This is a genomic window from Jilunia laotingensis, from assembly GCF_014385165.1.
Taxonomy (GTDB): domain Bacteria; phylum Bacteroidota; class Bacteroidia; order Bacteroidales; family Bacteroidaceae; genus Bacteroides; species Bacteroides laotingensis.
Window position 1 is genome coordinate 1,266,433 of sequence record NZ_JACRTF010000001.1, and the last position, 18,510, is coordinate 1,284,942.

General features: G+C 44.0%; 11 protein-coding genes. 6 read left to right on the plus strand and 5 right to left on the minus strand.

Translation table 11 applies throughout. The features are described from left to right. Positions 1-311: 311 nt before the first annotated feature. From H8744_RS04980 to lpxA, 4 genes are all read left to right on the plus strand, one after another. Positions 312-1,472 carry an efflux RND transporter periplasmic adaptor subunit gene (locus H8744_RS04980; protein WP_262433777.1) on the plus strand — a complete coding sequence of 387 codons (1,161 nt, stop codon included), beginning with the start codon at positions 312-314 and terminating at the stop codon, positions 1,470-1,472. 26 nt (positions 1,473-1,498) lie between these two features. Further along, complete coding sequence (locus H8744_RS04985) at positions 1,499-4,702, plus strand: efflux RND transporter permease subunit (protein WP_262433778.1); 3,204 nt, start codon at positions 1,499-1,501, stop codon at positions 4,700-4,702. Positions 4,703-4,741: 39 nt separating this feature from the next. After that, positions 4,742-6,127 (plus strand): TolC family protein, encoded by a 1,386-nt coding sequence (locus H8744_RS04990; protein ID WP_262433779.1) that lies wholly within the window; start codon positions 4,742-4,744, stop codon positions 6,125-6,127. Between the two features lie 90 nt (positions 6,128-6,217). Continuing rightward, on the plus strand, positions 6,218-6,988 hold the full coding sequence (gene lpxA, locus H8744_RS04995; RefSeq protein ID WP_262433780.1) for an acyl-ACP--UDP-N-acetylglucosamine O-acyltransferase: 771 nt from the start codon (positions 6,218-6,220) through the stop codon (positions 6,986-6,988). Positions 6,989-7,915: 927 nt separating this feature from the next. Here lpxA and H8744_RS05000 read toward each other — a convergent pair. Both H8744_RS05000 and H8744_RS05005 read right to left on the minus strand, forming a co-directional pair. Next, positions 7,916-8,905, minus strand: coding sequence for a glycoside hydrolase family 43 protein (locus H8744_RS05000; RefSeq protein ID WP_262433781.1), 990 nt, complete (start codon positions 8,903-8,905; stop codon positions 7,916-7,918). A 20-nt stretch (positions 8,906-8,925) separates the two neighbouring features. Continuing rightward, on the minus strand, positions 8,926-10,461 hold the full coding sequence (locus H8744_RS05005; RefSeq protein WP_262433782.1) for a sulfatase-like hydrolase/transferase: 1,536 nt from the start codon (positions 10,459-10,461) through the stop codon (positions 8,926-8,928). Between the two features lie 226 nt (positions 10,462-10,687). On the opposite strand from H8744_RS05005, the gene H8744_RS05010 reads away from it, so the two are divergent. Continuing rightward, the gene (locus tag H8744_RS05010; RefSeq protein ID WP_262433783.1) at positions 10,688-11,098 is read left to right on the plus strand and encodes a BT0820 family HAD-type phosphatase; all 411 of its coding nucleotides are present in this window, start codon (positions 10,688-10,690) and stop codon (positions 11,096-11,098) included. A 132-nt stretch (positions 11,099-11,230) separates the two neighbouring features. Here H8744_RS05010 and H8744_RS05015 read toward each other — a convergent pair whose 3' ends face one another. Next, entirely contained in the window at positions 11,231-13,549 is a 2,319-nt protein-coding gene (locus tag H8744_RS05015; RefSeq protein WP_262433784.1) for a GumC family protein, read from the minus strand. A 22-nt stretch (positions 13,550-13,571) separates the two neighbouring features. Continuing rightward, a complete protein-coding gene (locus tag H8744_RS05020) occupies positions 13,572-14,369 on the minus strand; it encodes a polysaccharide biosynthesis/export family protein (RefSeq protein ID WP_262433785.1) in 798 nt (265 codons plus the stop codon). Between the two features lie 547 nt (positions 14,370-14,916). Here H8744_RS05020 and H8744_RS05025 point away from each other — a divergent pair. Further along, positions 14,917-16,563 (plus strand): glycoside hydrolase family 32 protein, encoded by a 1,647-nt coding sequence (locus H8744_RS05025; protein ID WP_262433786.1) that lies wholly within the window; start codon positions 14,917-14,919, stop codon positions 16,561-16,563. Positions 16,564-16,979: 416 nt separating this feature from the next. On the opposite strand, the gene H8744_RS05030 is transcribed toward H8744_RS05025, so the two are convergent. Then, positions 16,980-18,491: a RagB/SusD family nutrient uptake outer membrane protein gene (locus tag H8744_RS05030; RefSeq protein WP_262433787.1), complete on the minus strand. Its 1,512-nt coding sequence runs from the start codon at positions 18,489-18,491 to the stop codon at positions 16,980-16,982. Positions 18,492-18,510: the final 19 nt, after the last annotated feature.

The window sequence follows — 18,510 nt, forward strand, 5'->3', positions numbered from 1 at the left end:
AAAATTAAAGGTTCTCGAATAATAAACGTCATACTTTACACTAATTTAATGAAAAAACGAGGAATAGGTTCACCGATAGTCTCCAAATGTCAACTATTTACTGAAATATTCCGTCCTAGCAGGAAGGCCTCTATTAATAAGAGAAAAACATAGTTAAAAAAGAACGGGACAAAGAACATTTTTAGCATAAAATGAAGTACTTTTGCAGCGAAAACCGAGAAAAGCCACTCGGTTTTCTTCTTCTATCTCCTGTCTTTACTATGGATGCGCGATATAGCCGAGAAATTATCAATAAACACTGAAATAAAAGTATGAAAAGTAGAATTGTATTATTTGCATTTTGTTTAGCCCTCTTGTCAAGCTGTGGTCAAAAGGGTTTTAACTTAGGGGGAACCCCGGAATGTGCTGTACAAACATTGGAGCCTGTGACTGTCAGCCTGACAAGTTCTTATCCGGCTACTATTAAAGGTAAACAAGACGTTGAAATCCGCCCTCAGGTTTCCGGTTTCATCACTAAAGTCTGTGTGGATGAAGGTTCTATGGTTCGCAAAGGGCAAGTCCTTTTTGTCATTGACCCTACCCAATATGAAGCAGCCGCACGCTCTGCCAAAGCCGCTGTTGCAACTGCAGAAGCTGCCGTAAGCACCCAGCAGATCACCGTCAACAACAAACGCGAATTAAACAAGAAGAATATTATCAGTGACTACGATCTGGCGATGGCTGAAAACTCACTGGCATCGGCTAAAGCACAATTAGCTTCCGCCAAAGCACAGCTTATCAGCGCAGAGCAGAACCTTGGCTTTACAAACGTAAAAAGCCCTTCAGACGGTATTGTCAACAACATCCCCTACCGTTTGGGTAGTCTCGTAAGTCCCTCCATCCAAACACCGCTGACGGTAGTTTCAGACATCACGGAGATGTTTGTTTATGCTTCACTGACAGAAAAAGAACTTCTGAATCTGGTGCGCAAAGACGGTTCACAAACGGCTGCCGTAGAGACTTATCCGGAAGTCGAGCTGCAACTTTCCGATGGAACTACTTACGGAGAAAAGGGTAAGATCGAAACCATCAGTGGTTTAATCAATGCAAATACCGGTGCTGTAAGTATCCGTGCCACTTTCCCGAATAGCAACCATCTCTTGAGAAGTGGAGGTATGGCCAATCTGATCATTCCATACACTATGGAGAATACGATCAGCATCCCTCAGAAAGCTACTACGGAAATACAAGACAAAAAATTCGTATTCCTTCTGCAACCGGACAACACCGTCAAGATGAACGAGATCTCGGTATTTAACATCAGTGATGGAAAAGAGTATGTGGTAACCTCCGGCTTGAAAAGCGGTGATAAAATCGTAATCGAGAACGTAGGTACACTGAAAGACGGGCAGACCATCAAACCTGTCACTCCGGCCGAATCGGAAGCAAGCTTCCAACAAGCCATGCAAGATCGTAAAGAAGGAAAAATGTAAATTCAGTTTATAGAGATAACAAAACTATGAAGTTAGATAGATTTATTAACCGCCCGGTACTATCTACGGTGATCTCCATCGTAATAGTTATATTGGGTGTATTGGGATTGCTCTCGCTCCCTATCTCCCAGTATCCGGACATTGCACCGCCAACGGTAAGCGTCTCCACCACTTACCAGGGAGCCAATGCACAAACTGTGCTGAATAGTGTGATTGCTCCATTGGAAGAGCAGATCAATGGTGTGGAGAACATGATGTACATGACATCTACCGCCACCAATACAGGTGAAGCCCGTATCGATGTATATTTCAAACAAGGCACCGACCCTGATATGGCTGCCGTAAACGTACAGAACCGCGTAGCCAAAGCACAAGGTTTCTTACCGGCCGAAGTAACCAAAGTAGGCGTCATCACTTCCAAACGCCAAACCAGTATGTTGCTGGTATTCTCCCTCTATAGTTCGGACAACAAATATGACAACGAATTTCTTGAGAACTACGCCAAGATCAACGTAATTCCGGAAGTACAACGTGTACCGGGTGTAGGTGATGCCATGGTGCTGGGTGCCGACTATTCTATGCGTATTTGGCTGAAACCCGATAAAATGGCTCAATACCATCTGATGCCTACCGATGTATCGGTTGCCCTGTCGGAACAGAACATAGAAGCCGCACCGGGTTCATTCGGTGAACAGGGGAACCAAACGTTCCAGTACACATTGAGATACAAAGGTCGCCTGCAGGATCAAACCGAATTCGAAAATATCGTGATCCGCGCGACCAGTGACGGACAAGTCTTACGACTGAAAGACATTGCGGATGTCGAATTGGGACGTTTGACCTATGGCTTTACCAACAAAGTCAACGGTCATCCGGGTGTAACCTGTATCATCTTCCAAACGGCAGGTTCTAATGCGACACAGATTATCAAAGACATCGAAAAGCTTTTGGATAAATCCAGCGAGACATTCCCTCCGGGTGTCAAAGTCAATATCTCACAGAATGCCAACGACTTCCTCTTTGCTTCAATCCACGAAGTTATCAAGACGCTGCTCGAAGCATTCGTGCTTGTGTTTATTGTAGTATACATCTTCCTGCAGGACTTCCGTTCTACCTTAATTCCAGCTATCGCCATCCCGGTAGCTTTGATCGGTACGTTCTTCGTCCTCTACATCATCGGGTTTAGTATCAACTTGCTTACGCTTTGTGCCATGGTGCTTGCCATTGCCATTGTGGTCGATGATGCCATTGTGGTCGTCGAAGGTGTACACGCCAAGCTCGACCAAGGTTATAAATCTTCCCGGTTGGCATCCATCGATGCGATGAATGAGTTGGGCGGTGCCATCGTATCTATTACTCTGGTGATGATGTCCGTGTTTATCCCTGTAAGTTTCATGACTGGTACTTCCGGTACATTCTATCGTCAGTTCGGTTTGACAATGGCGATTGCAATCGGTCTGTCCGCTGTCAATGCATTGACATTGACCCCGGCACTTTGCGCCATCCTGTTGAAACCTCACAAAGAAGACGAAAAGAAGAAATCGACTTTCGTCAGTCGTTTCCATACTGCATTCAATGTCTATTACGACAATCTGCTGAAGAAATACAAAAAAGGCACCCTACGTTTCATTCATAGGCCGTGGCTGACCATTGGAAGTGTGATAATCGGTATTGCCTTGCTGCTGTTCCTGATGAATGTTACCCCGACCGGTTTGGTTCCCAACGAAGATACCGGTACGATCATGGCGGTAGTGGATATGCCACCGGGAAGCTCCATGGAGCGCACCACAGAAGCAATGGAACGCATTGACAGCCTGCTCGGCTCAGATCCGGCTATCGACACCCGTACCATGATTGTGGGTTACAGCTTCCTTGCCGGACAAGGACCGAGTTACGGTTCGTTCATCTGTAAGCTGAAACCTTGGGAAGAACGTAGCATCAAACAACGCTCCGACTTCGTATCGGGTATGCTTTACCTCAAAGCGCGCGAAGTGATCAAGGATGCCCGCGTACTACTGTTCGCACCTCCTATGATCCCCGGTTACAGTGTTTCCAACGGTTTCGAGCTAAACTTGCAGGACAAGACCGGTGGTAGTCTGGACAAATTCTACGAAGTTGCCCAAGACTTTATCACCAAGTTACAGGCACGTCCCGAAATTCAGTCTGCCCAGACATCCTTTAACCCGAACTTCCCGCAGTACATGATCGATATCGATGCAGCGGCCTGTAAGAAAGCAGGTCTTTCACCGAACGACATTCTGACGACCTTGCAGGGATATTATGGTGGTTTGTATTCGTCCAACTTCAACCGCTTCGGAAAGTTATACCGTGTTATGATTCAAGCCGACCCGAACAGCCGTGCCAACCTTGAATCATTGAATTCCGTCAAAGTGCGCAATGGTAACGAAATGGCACCTATCACCCAGTTCATGACCATGAAACGTATCTACGGACCGGACAACATCAAACGTTTCAACATGTTTACCGCCATGACGATCAACGGCTCGCCTGCTGATGGCTACAGCTCCGGTGAAGCCATCCAAGCGATGCAGGAGGTAGCCGAACAAAGCCTGCCTACCGGTTATGGTTTTGAGTTCTCCGGTATGACTCGTGAAGAGCAAAGTTCAAGTGGTAGCACGACGGCTATGATCTTCATTCTCTGCTTCGTATTCGTATACCTTTTGCTAAGTGCCCAATACGAAAGTTACATTCTGCCGTTGGCCGTATTGCTTTCTATTCCATTCGGTCTGGCAGGTAGCTTCATCTTCCTGCACCTGATGGGATTTGCGAATAACATACTTCCTATTTTGGGAGCAGCCACGAACAACATCTATGTACAGATCGCTTTGATCATGTTGATGGGACTTTTGGCTAAGAATGCCATCTTGATCGTAGAGTTTGCCCTCGACCGCCGCAGAATGGGTATGAGTATCACTTGGGCTGCCGTTTTGGGAGCCGGAGCCCGTCTGCGTCCTATCTTGATGACCTCGCTCGCCATGGTTGTCGGACTGATTCCGTTGATGCTGGCTATGGGCGTAGGTGCTAATGGTAACCGTGCCTTGGGTACAGCTGCCGTAGGTGGTATGTTCATAGGCATGATCTGCCAGATCTTCATAGTACCGGCCTTGTTCGTTATCTTCCAATATCTGCAAGAGAAGATCAAGCCGATGGAATGGGATGATATCGACAACTCTGATGCTGAAACGGAAATAGAACAATATGCTAAATAAGATTAGGAATCAGAGCCCTAACTACTAAAAACTGTAAGAATGAAAAAACAAATTATATGCATGTTGTGTGCAACTGCTCTTCTGAGTAGTTGCCACATCTATAAATCGTATGACAGACCCGACGATATACAAACAGCCGGCTTGTATCGAGACACACTGTCTACCGGTGATACGCTTGCCTCGGACACCGCTAATTTCGGCAACCTGCCATGGAGAGAGGTTTTCACCGACCCACAGTTACAAGCGCTTATCGAACAGGGGCTGGCCAATAATACTGACCTCCAGACCGCAATTCTGAAAGTAGAAGAGGCCAAAGCTGCATTAACTACTTCCCGGCTGGCTTATGCACCCATGCTGGCTTTATCACCGCAAGGAACGATCAGCAGCTTCGACAAAAGTGCTGCAACGAAAACCTATTCACTACCCGTCACGGCAAGCTGGGAGATCGACCTGTTCGGTAAACTGCTGAATGAAAAACGAGGGGCACAAGTGACCTTGTTACAGACCAAAGCCTATCGTCAAGCGGTACAGACACAGATCATATCAGGTATCGCCAACACCTACTATACACTGTTGATGCTCGACCAGCAACAGATCATTACCGAAGAGACCGCTGACATCATGAAGCGCAATGTGGAAACCATGCGTGCCATGAAAGATGCTGCCATGACGAATGCAGCCGCAGTCGCTCAAAGTGAGGCCGCTTATGCACAAGTACTAGCTTCCATCCCTGCTATCCGTCAGAGTATTCGTGAAACAGAAAACGCACTTTGCATGTTGCTCCGTCAAGCTCCGCAAGCCATCAAACGTAGCACATTGGCCGGTCAACAATTGCCTACCGAATTCTCCGTAGGTGTTCCGTTACAATTATTGTCCAACCGTCCGGACGTAAAAGCAGCCGAGATGTCGCTGGCAAGCACATATTACAACGCCAACCAAGCCCGTGCAGCTTTTTATCCGCAGATTACTCTCAGCGGGTCTGCCGGATGGACAAACAGTGCAGGTAGCGTGATTGTCAACCCGGGCAAACTCTTGGCATCAGCAATCGGTTCACTGACCCAGCCTTTGTTCTACAGGGGGGCAAACATAGCTCGTCTGAAGATAGCTAAGGCGCAACAGGAAGAGGCAAAACTCGCTTTCCAGCAATCTCTTCTCAATGCAGGCAGTGAAGTCAGCAACGCGCTATCAAAATATCAGACAACCTCCGAAAAGGCTTCTGCCCGCAAGTTACAGGTAGAGTCGGCAGAGAAAGCTTCCGAGTATACGAAGGAGTTGTTCCAGTTGGGTAATTCAACTTATCTTGAAGTATTGTCTGCAGAACAGTCCCTGCTCAGCGCACGCTTGTCACAGGTTTCCGACCAGTTTGACAGCATGCAGGCCATAGTCAGCCTTTACAGTGCTTTAGGCGGAGGCAGAGAGAACTAAGTGAATGTGTTTCAATAGTAAAATCGTTAACGTACTTATGTGTGATGATCCGGTAGAGATCATCACCATAGGGAATAAATCGAAAATATCATGATTAGTCCATTAGCTTACGTAGATCCCGAAGCAAAGATTGGTAAAAACGTTACCATCCAACCTTTCGCTTATATTGAAAAAGATGTCGAAATCGGGGATGACTGTATAATCATGGCTTATGCCAGCGTATTGAAAGGCACACGAATGGGTAAAGGTAACCACATTCACCATCATGCCGTATTGGGTGCCGAACCTCAGGACTTCCATTATTCCGGTGAGGACAGCAACCTGATCATTGGTGACAACAACCACATACGAGAGAATGTAGTTATCAGCCGTGCCACATTTTCAGAAAATGCAACAAAGATCGGCAATGGTAATTTTCTGATGGATAAGGTGCATATCTGCCACGATGTGCAGATAGGAGACAATTGCGTAGTGGGTATCGAGACTACCATAGCAGGCGAATGCACCTTGGATGATTGTGCCATATTGAGCGGCAATGTCATACTGCATCAATATTGCCATGTAGGTAGCTGGACACTCATACAAAGTGGATGCCGCATCTCTAAAGACGTGCCTCCATACATCATCATGTCTGGTAATCCGACCACCTATCATGGGGTAAATGCAGTAGTGTTGACCCAGCATAAAAAGACATCAGAGAGAATTCTGCGCCACATCGCCAATGCTTATCGTCTGATTTATCAAGGCAATTTCAGCGTTACAGATGCCGTACAGAAAATAGTAGACCAGGTTCCTATGAGTGAAGAAATAGAGAACATTGTCAAGTTCGTTAAAAACTCTGAACGAGGAATTGTGAAATAGTTTTAGGTATAAATCTATTTACAGCATGCTCCGTTTGCCATTCGAGGTAAACGGAGCTTTTTTATTAGCAAAATGATAATTGCAAAGAGCAACAACCTCCGAAGAGCCAGACATGCTACAACAAACGCCATTCGTCGCACTGAAAATAGATAATAATAGAACTTCAGAATCCCTCTCTAACAGTACTTTCTAAAATATGCCATCTTTACGAAACTTAAATACAGACAAGACCACTCTATCGGGAATCTGTAGGTGAATTCTTCCTTTCTTTATCTGTATAAGGCACATCTTTACTCCGGATTCACTTCATCTAAACGAATAACACAATGAAAGTGATTACATACGACTTCCCTTAAAAAAGATCACTTATCTTACCCTTCGCCACAAAATGAACTATAATAAAGGAAATAAATATTGACTTATAGAAAACGAACAATAAAGTATTAATAACCGAGTGTCCAATCATCAATAGACAATTGAAAGATGGTCTATTTCGCAGAAATGGAACATTAAGATCAAAATTCAAGAACATCCCCATGTCCTACTTAAGAACATCCGGATGTCTTAGTACAAAACATGGGGATGTTTTGATATACAACATCCCCATGTTTTTCTAATACGATTAGTATATTTCACCTGTAAGAATCTGCTTTTCAAAGTATTGAATGGCTATATTTCACCGAATGGAAAGCTATTACCCAGTTGAAAGATAATAAAGAGTATAAGTATTGATATTCACAGGTTTATATCATAGTAGAAATAGAGGTAATCTCTGTGAAAGATATCCCTGATTATCATTATCGGTAAGAAGAAAAGACTCTGAATAGAAAAGCCGAACGGCTAAGAAACAGCATCTTCCGCCCTTTTCGAAATCTAAGCATGGATAGATTTACCAAAAAGGACGGAAGATGAATCTTGAAAGCAGCTTTAGTTGGAAGCTGCAGGTTTCATTACAGGAACAACCACGGTTTCAGGTTTTATCCGTATGATCTCTTCACCGGAAGCCTGATCGGGAGCAAACTCTACATCGACCATCAACGTACGGCGGGGATGTATGGCGGTATCACTATTATGCACATGGAATACATACTTCCAATCCCCTTTGGCATCGCGGAACAGATCGCCATGCCCGGTACCGTTCTGATGAATGTTTTCCTTACTGATGATAGGATTTCCGTCAGGTTTCTTCCACGGTCCGTAAGGAGAAGTGGAAGTGGCATAGCCTACCGCATAATCCTTAGAAGCAAAATGATTGGCAGAATAGAGCAGATAATAAATTCCGTCACGCTTCACCACTGTCGGCCCTTCGATCACCGGAGCCGATTCAAAAGTCTGTGTATCCTCCCAAGGTTCGGTAGCAGTGATACATTGCGTTAATGTCTCTTCTTTAATACCACTCATATCTTCTTTAAATTCAGCTACCCAGATAGAATTTCCTTCATGCAGCCTCACATGATACAGATACATCTTGCCGTCCGTATCGAAGAGAAGGAATGGATCGATCTGATTCACATCCGACTTCAGGGCAGCTACGCTATCTTGCACGAAAGGACCGATAGGGCGTTCGCTCTTGGCAACGGCAATATTCTCATTAGCAGTATAAATCATGTAATACTTCCCGTTATGCTCAACTACCTGCGGAGCCCAGAAACCCTTGGTTCCGTATGCAGACACTCCCCCTTCAAGGGCGTGCCCATCTTTCAATGTTCCCGCAGGTACTTCCCACGTCTTCAGATCGGCCGACTGCAACACAGGAATTCCCGTCTGCGGCTTGGGTTCGGTTCCGTACATATAATACATGCCGTCAAAACAGGCAATGGTCGGGTCGGCAAAGGTGATTTGCTGTTGCTCTTTCTGTGGGGCACAAGAAGCCATAGCCAAGCTACAGCCTACAAGCATCCAATTAATCAGTTTCATAAAATTCTGTTTATAGGGTTTTATTTCAGTTCCACTTCTTCTACTTCAGCCTTGTAATAGCCTTTGGTCAAGTCAAAGAAACGTTCCTTCATTTTTTCAAGTTGTTCGGGATTGTTCACAGCTTGATTCTCAGTCTGCTGACGATCGTTGGTTACGTTATACAGAGTAAATTCAGGCATATTCCCCAATTCATTACCGGTTTCATTACGTTGCGGACCTTTGTAGGGAGGTAACATGACCCAATCGCCCATGCGAAGCCCCATTTTACCCTGAGCTTCGATAACCAAATCTTCACGTCCTTTCTGACTTTCACCCATGAAAGTGGCAAGCAATTCCTGGCTGTCGAGCGTCTGTTCCAACGGTTGGTCAATCAATTTGGCAAGAGAAGCAAACAAGTCCATCTGGCAAACCAAAGCATTAGAAACAACAGGCTGTATTTTTCCCTTCCAGTAAACAAACAAAGGAATGTGCGTTCCACCGTCGAACAAGCTATACTTACCGCCACGAAGTCCACCTGCCGGCTTATGATCACCAGCGAGTTCGGGAGCGCCGTCCTTATAACCATCATTCAGAACCGGACCATTGTCACTCGTAAAAATAACCATCGTATTCTCCAACAAGCCCAGTTCCTTCAACTCAGCCATCAACTGACCAACGCACCAGTCCGCCTCAACGACAGCATCACCGCGGGGTCCCATGGACGTAGAACCTACAAAACGGCTGTGAGGGGCACGAGGTACGTGCGGCTCATGCAAACCATAATAAAGGAAGAAAGGATTGTCCTTGTTTTCAACCAGAAAGTTCTTCACTTTGCCTACAAAGTAATCCGCCATGTCCTCATCGACCCAGCGTGCCTTCTGCCCGCCCTTCATGAATCCGATGCGGGGAATACCGTTTACAATAGAGTTATGGTGTCCGTGCGCCCACTGCATTTTCAACATTTCGGGATGATCCAAAGCGGTCGGCTCTCCTTCGAAATTATGTTCATAACTCACTTCGATCGGATCGTCCTTCTCCAGACCAACTACATTGCCATCTTCCACATATACGGTCGGCACGCGGTCGTTCGTCGCAGCTATCAGGCAGGAATAATCAAATCCGATCTCCTTAGCACCCGGTTTGATGGTCTCGTTCCAGTTCACATTTCCACTTCCCATGCCCAGATGCCATTTACCGATGGCTCCTGTACGATAGCCCGCTTTCTGCATAAACTTAGGAAGCGTATACTCGTTTTCCCCGATAATGAGGGGAGCATCTCCCGGGAGGATTTTGGCATCCTTGTTTTTCCACGGATACATTCCGGTCATCAAGGCATAACGGCTCGGCGTAGAAGTTGCCGAAGTGGCATAACCATTGTTGAAACAAACGCCTCCATGGGCAAGACTATCGATATTCGGAGTATGGATAGTAGTGGAACCGTAAGCACTTACATCCCCAAAGCCAAGGTCGTCGGCAAGAATCACAATCACATTCGGTCGTTGGGGAGCTTCCTCATTGCTACTGCCGCAAGCTGCGAGAGCGGCCACGGCAGGCAGATAAAATAGATGTCTTTTCATCGGTTATTATTTTATGGTTTATTTATGACAGACAAAGATAAACAAACTATTTTATTTCAGAGGAATACGATAAACAATAAATGAGTTTCTAATGCTTAGTTACCAGACAGGATGAAGCCATTTACTTTGAGAAGAACTATCAATGAAGAAATATTCAACATTTCGAACAACAATCTTTGTTTATCTGTTCGTTTTAATTACATTTGTATAAAGTAGAATACAAAGCATGGTTATAGCAGTAGATTTTGATGGTACCATCGTAGAAGATTGTTATCCTCGTATAGGCAAAGAGATTCCATTTGCAATTGAAACACTAAAGCTTCTCCAGAAAGAGAAACATTACCTGATTTTATGGACAGTCCGCGAAAAAGAGCGACTTGAGGAAGCTATTGACTGGTGCAAAAAAAGAGGGATCGAATTCTATGCGATCAACAGAAACTATCCTGAAGAGAAAGCAGATCACGAGCATTATTCAAGAAAAATAAAAGCTGATATCTTTATCGATGATCGGAATTTTGGAGGTCTTCCGGATTGGGGAACAATCTACCAAACAATTATTGGGAAGAGCGATTCCACAAATCCGGATAAATGGATAATCGGTAGTGCTACAAAGAAAAAGAGAAAATGGTGGTTTTGAAAAATACCACACAAACCAAGCACCTGATCTCATCCGATGGCACACAGACTGGCCACACAAGCATTTAGCGTATTCCCAACGAGTAATGAGTATTTCCTTATATCAAACTCTGGGTGGTAATGGCGGTATTTATTATTTTGTATTTCCAGAACCATAGCTATATCCATAGCCGTAACCATAGCTGTATTTTTTGTCGGAAACCTTACATCCATTTATAATAAAAGAAACACTATTGATCTGCTCCGATACATCTAAGTCAACAGCCAATGACAAGGCACTTTTCGGAGTACAATTCATCCGACAAACGAACAATGTGAAATCCGTCACTCTACCCAGACACAAGCTATCACTAACCATTCCTACAGGAGCCGAATCAACAATCACATAATCGAAATGCTCACGAAAATAAACAAAAGCCTCTTTCAACTTATCTGTCTCAAGAAGTTCGGCAGGATTGGGTGGAATAGGTCCGGCCGGAGCCACAGACAGGAGAGGATGTAGACCGGACGGCAGGATCAGATTGTCCAATTGAGTTTCATTGCCCGACAAATAATAGGACATGCCTTGTTTCGTATTCAATCCGAAATATTCAGCCAATCTCGGTTTGCGAAGATCCAGTCCGACAAGAAGCACTTTACAACCCATAAACGCAAATGTCAATGCCAGATTGATACTCACAAAACTTTTGCCATCTCCACTTACAGTAGAAGTAACCAGAATACATCTCTTTTCTTCGCTTTCGGTTATAAAACGCAAATTGGTTCGTGTTCTCCTGAAAGCTTCGTCCAGTATATTATTGCGACCTTCCATCACCTGTTTTTCTGACTCAGATATCTGCGGTATCATCCCCATAATAGGCAGTTGGGTCTTTTCTACTTCCGAGGCAGATCCTATCTTTGTACGGAAAGCATCCTTCAAAAAAATAAATCCCGCAGTAAGACAAAGTGCCCAAAAAGCCGCACCCACATAAATCACCTTACGTTTGGGAGAAACCGGAACATCTTCTGCCAATGCAGCATCAATGATCCGAGCCTTGTTGATGGTAGCTGCCAACGAGATAGCTGCTTGTTCTTTCCGCTCCAGTAACATGAGGTAGAGGTTAGCTTTAATCTGCTGTTGCCGATTGATATTATTAAATTCTCTTTCTTGTTTAGGTATACTCATGATTCTGGAATTAAAATAATTCGTTTTCTGCATGATATCATTCCGCTCAATGAGCAGACCTTCTCTCACACCTGCCAAAGCACTGACCACATTTCTTTTCAAGACATCTATCTTAATATTCTGATTGATAATCGCTGGATTATTATCTTTCATAGCATACAGCAACCGCTCGCGTTCCAGAAGTTCTTTGTTGTACTCATCAATCAGCTTCAGCAATCCCGTATCGGAAATCCCCGTATTGACCGGTAACAAAGAATATGAATGCTTACTATTCTCTACATAATTATAAATAGAATTCGTCATATTTAACTGAGTTTCCACTTCCAGCAGTTTCTTCTCATACTCATTATTAGTACTCAAATCAAGTGCCATATTCGTTTTTATATCGCTCACCCGCTCCTGTACCTTGTATTGCTCCATATGTTTCTCTACAAAACCAAGCTCTCCACTGATACTATCCAATCTCTCCTCAATAAACACCAGCGTGTTTCCAGCCACTTTATTCTTATCCGCCAAAGCATCCCGATTGTATACTTCAATCAACTTCGACAAAAACGCCTCAGCTCTTCTTTTGTCAATATCGGTATAAGACAAACCAATGATAGATGTCTTTTTGGAGGTAGTTGCCACCGTCAGCTTACTGGAACAAGCCCGTACGGCATCCGGCAAACAGAGGATAGAAATTTCCATTTCCTCCGGAAACTCTTCATCTGATAGACAACGTAAAGTAAGCCTACCCGCTGGAGTATCGATAAAAGCCGGGAATCCGGTAAAAGTAGTTGTTTGCTGTTTGTTCGCCTGTTCGGAACGGACTTCGAATCCGGATACTGTTCCCTCTATCTCTATCGACAAAGTACTTGATAGCGTATCCATGGCTTCCTTATCGAGAGTGGCTCGCAACGGGCAATAGACCTCTTCCAAGTATCTGCCTCCTTTTTTCACTTTATAAATAGTATGCAGGTTCAGTTCATCCACTACCTGTGAAAGTATGGAACGCGAACGCATAATCTCCATCTCATCCTCCATTTGAGTGCCCGCAGCAGAGAGGGCCGGGCTGTTGGTTGAAAACAGTTCATCCAGCATTTTGTCTTTAGTATCGGAATCCTTAATGATAATCGAAGCGGATGCCTTATAAATAGGAATAGATAAATTGACATAAATCAGTGCAATAAATAGCGCAAAAGGAACTGTTACAGCGAACCATTTCCAATGAATGAGTAATTTGTAAAATAGTTCGATCAGGTCTATTTCCTGTTCTTGCATAGATTCATCCTTTCTTGTTTCCATTCTATCATTTTTTAATAAGCATTCAACGAAGTATATTCACAATAAGACCGGCAAGAGAAATGAGTATCGACGTAGCCGATACCAATAAACTGGTGGAAGAACCGATATTAGCACTTTGCCTCTTTGCCCGATTGGGTTCCACATAGACAATATCATTTTGTTTCAGGTAGAAATAAGGCGAATAAATGAGATTAGCGTCATTCAGGTTCATAGAAATGATATGCCTGTGCGCATACTCATCCTCACGAATGATCTTCACATTATCCCGTTTTCCATAGATCGTCAAGTCTCCCGCCATCGCAATGGCTTCGAGGATGCTTACCTTTTCATTATCGACGGTATATACATTGGGACGATTCACTTCACCGATGACGGATATTTTATAATTTACCAGACGGACGGTAACGATGGGAGTTTCTTTCAGATAAGTTTTCAGCCTCTTGACAATCATATCAGAAGCCTGTTGAGTAGTCAATCCAGCAATTTTCAGTATTCCCAGCACAGGAAACACAATTTCTCCACGGCTACTCACCAAATAATTCTGTAGGGTAGGTTGCGACAATAGATTGGTCGTATTATTCGTTTGAACAGAAGGTATAATCAGGTTGAAAGGTATGGATGCTTCCGGATCTGAAGTGCTAACCGAAATAGTCAAAAGATCTTTCGGCATGATCTTCACATCAAAATTAGAAGAAATCACCGTATCATTTACCGCACCAGGTTCTACTTGCAGGTAAGTGATACGTCTGGTTGATGCACACGAAGTACAAAGAAGAATGCAGAAAGCCATGCTGGAGACAGCATAAAAAAACTTATTCATGTTTGTATATCCCTCAACCGATCATTCCCTATTCGGTTCGTTACTTTAACAGAAAAGCGTGGGAACTGTTGCTATTATCTGTCAAGAGGTATCGCCAAACACCCGAAACACAAATAATAAGACAACAGCCCACGCCCAACTATATATTTGTAGATATACAGCGAGCATGAGCGTTTTGTTGCCTATTATTCTCGTGTCTCTTTTGAAATTGGCGATTTCCTTGACAAGAATAATATCGTAAACGCTTCTAACTATATAATTAAAAATCTCTTTAGATACAATAGAGCTGCTCTCTAAAGAGATTGCAAAGTTAATAAACAAAACATAAACGCCAATTATACATATATAAAAATGTCGGAAAAAAATTGCGGCACCCTTCTCCCTCCAAATAGAATAAAATGGCTTTCCTCCCTTCAACAAGCAAAAGGGATGTATAAATGGAAATAATGTATCCAATTTTATAACATTTGTATCGTCTGTTATATCACGGATAAAAATAACCGCTTAACTTTGTGCAAGAAGTTTTATTAACCAACTAAAATAAATCATGAAAGCATTAAGTAAAGCGACATTAACTATTGGTATTCTTTTATTCGCAAACATTACCTTGTTTGCAGGAGACGTCTCTTTCAAAATAACGAAGAGATACCTCAACTTCCCTATCTCCCACCAACAGGAGAGAGGCAGGATGACCTTCGAAGCGGATGGAAAAGACAAACTGTCCGTAGTAGTTCGTCTGGCACCAGACAAAGCAGATTACTGGGTATTCAAGGATATGTCCGCCTATAAGGGAAAAACGGTCAAGATCACTTATGAGGGGAATGAAAAAGGACTGAGCCAGATTTATCAGGCGGATGAGATAGCCGGACAAGACAGTCTGTATAAAGAGAAAAATCGCCCGCAATTCCACTTCACCACCCGCAGAGGATGGATCAACGACCCCAACGGACTCATATACCATGACGGAGAATACCACCTGTTCTATCAACACAATCCTTTCGAAAGAGATTGGGAAAACATGCATTGGGGACATGCTGTCAGCAAAGACCTCGTACACTGGGAGGAGCTGCCGGACGCTTTGTACCCCGATCATCTGGGAACGATGTTCTCCGGGTCCGCTGTTATCGATTATGACAACACAGCAGGATTTAACAAAGGCAAGACACCGGCCATGGTAGCAGCTTTCACGGCTGCCAGCCCCGACAGGCAAGTACAAGGAATCGCTTACAGTCTCGACAACGGACGTACCTTTACCAAATATGCCCATAATCCGGTGATCGATTCAAAGGAAAAATGGAACAGCGGGGATACGCGCGATCCGAAAGTCTTCTGGTATGCACCGTCCAAGCACTGGGTATTGGTACTGAACGAACGTGACGGGCACTCCATATATACATCCGGCAACCTGAAAGACTGGAAATACGAAAGCCATGTAACAGGCTTCTGGGAATGTCCCGAACTGTTCGAACTAGCGGTGGACGGTAATAAAGACAACACGAAATGGGTGATGTACGGTGCATCAGGCACATACATGATCGGCTCATTTGACGGTAAAGTGTTCAAACCCGAAGCTGGGAAGTATTGCTATACCACGGGAAGCATTTATGCCGCACAAACCATCACGAATATTCCTGCCTCCGATGGTCGCCGGATTCAGATCGGCTGGGGAAGAGTTTCCCATCCCGGAATGCCGTTCAACGGAATGATGATGCTCCCGACAGAATTGACGCTACGTACCACGAAAGATGGAATCCGCCTGGTCAGTGTACCTGTAAAAGAGACTGAACAACTCTTCCAGCCCATTCGCAAATGGCACTCCTTGACTTCGGACGAAGCCAACCAAAAACTAAAAGAATTCTATGATGCCGATTGCCTCCGGATTAAAACCACCTTTAAGCTATCCCATGCCACAGACGCAGGCTTTAACCTATTCGGACAACGTATCATCGGCTATGACATGAATTCCAATCTGATCAACGGGCATTTTTACTCCCCGCAAGATCCTACAAGCATGGAACTTTCCGCTGATATTTATATCGACCGCACTACCATTGAGGTATTTATCGACGGAGGCCTGTACTCTTATTCCATGGAACGCCGCCCTTACGAAGACAACAAGGAAGGATTCCACTTCTGGGGAAACCGCATAGAGGTTAAAAACCTGGAAGTAGAAGCCGTGAAGTCCATCTGGTAAGACGGTAATCCGGAAATCCACACACCCCGGCTCTGACATCTGACGTTCAAAGCCGGGATGTGTCCACTCTCTCTACAACACACCTTAAAACAGGACTATCATGGGAAGACACACCTATTTTCCGCTTCTGTCTTTTGCTTTCCTTCTCCTTCTTTTCCCTTCCTGCATCCGCAAGGAAGAAAGCAAGGATTTCTGAAAATGTGGATGTGCTTATCATCCCCCCAATGAGAAACTTCCTTCTCAATCGGCTATTCTTGTCTTCTGTAGTATTTCTTCATTCCTTTTAAAGTAATAGATTCATCGTAAGTAACAAGTCTAAACTAATAGCTCTAATATGAAAACAAAAAGAACCGGACCTCTCTTTGATATGAGATCCGGTTCTAAATTTTATATTAAATTGCGCTACTCAGCCAATATTAATATCCAGGATTCTGTTCACAAAGTGGATTAGCATCGATTTCAGTCTGGGGAATCGGGAACAGTTTGAAATGATCATCAATGATTGCCTTGATTTCAAACGGCTTGCCAATCTTTTGTCTTTCTTTTGCTTGCTCGATGAACTTACCATGGCGAAGCAAATCTTGTCTGCGAAGATTCTCACCGTAGAACTCCCAACCTCTTTCTTTCAGCAAGAAGTCACGCAAAGTCTCTTTCGTAAAGTCCGAAGCATACAGTTTGTCTGTTAATCCGGCTCTATCTCTGACAGGTTGAATCAGGTTGTCGAAGATATCCTGTGTAGGACCATTCAATTCGTTCAACGCTTCCGCACGTGAGAGGAGAATATCGGCATAACGGATGACAGGAATGTCATTGCCATGCGCATTTTCCACTGCATTCGGATCGGGAACATACTTGAACATACGAGTATTATTATCGTTCAACAACGAAACAGTGTTTCCTTTTGTATTTTCGTATTCAGTGATGATCAAATCCTTACGCTTATCTTTCGGATCGAAAGAATTATAGAACGAATCATAGATACGGTCCATACGAGCCCAGTTTCTCATATTGCTTGTAAACACGATCTCACCAACTGCCGTATTGGTCTGAACCCTCTTGAAGTCGGCCGGGAACCAACCATTGATTATTTCACAACCGTCAGCCTGAGTACTGCAAGTAAATGCCCAGATAAATTCCTTATTAGTCATCTTATTGTCTACCGTAAACAGCGTATTGTAATCCGGCCATAATTCATAACCAAATTCAAGATCCATTACTTCCTGAGCAGCTTGTGCGCACTTAGCCCACTGTTTTGTATTCAGATAGAACTTACATAAGAAACCATAAGCAGCACCGCGGGTAGCGCGTCCGTATTGATAGCTGGACAATTCCCCCCTATCGGGTAGCAATGGAGCGACTTCCGAAAGTTCTGTTTCGATAAAAGTCTTCATCTCTTCATCGGTAGCTCTTGCCAAAGCCTGTTCTCCCTCCGATTTCAATCGCAAAGGAACACCACCGCTACGCATATACAACTTATAATAAACGATGGCACGGATAAAACGAGCCTCCGACTTTATACGTGTTTTTTCATCATCCGGCAAAGTTGAACCGTCGATCAGTTCCAAAACAAGGTTACAGTTACGAATAGAACGATAGCATTGATTCCACAAATTCACTGCATGATCGGGATAAGAAGCATCCCAAGTGAACTGCAACATGACTGATGCGTGATTGTTAACCGCACCACCCGTTTCCCAGAACTGGTCGCAAGTCCACTCTTCATGATATTCGATATTGCCACCGAAGTTCCCATGGAACTGAGCATTACGGTACGCTTCAAAAAGCACACGTTCAATCGCATTGGACGAATTGGCTACCGTACCATTGCCTAATTGAGAATATACATCTTCGTCAAGCCAGGAAGTACAGCCGGTAAATGTAAGGCTGCTTCCCAATAACAGTGATAAACAAAAATATTTGAGTTTCATAATAGTATACTTATTTAAG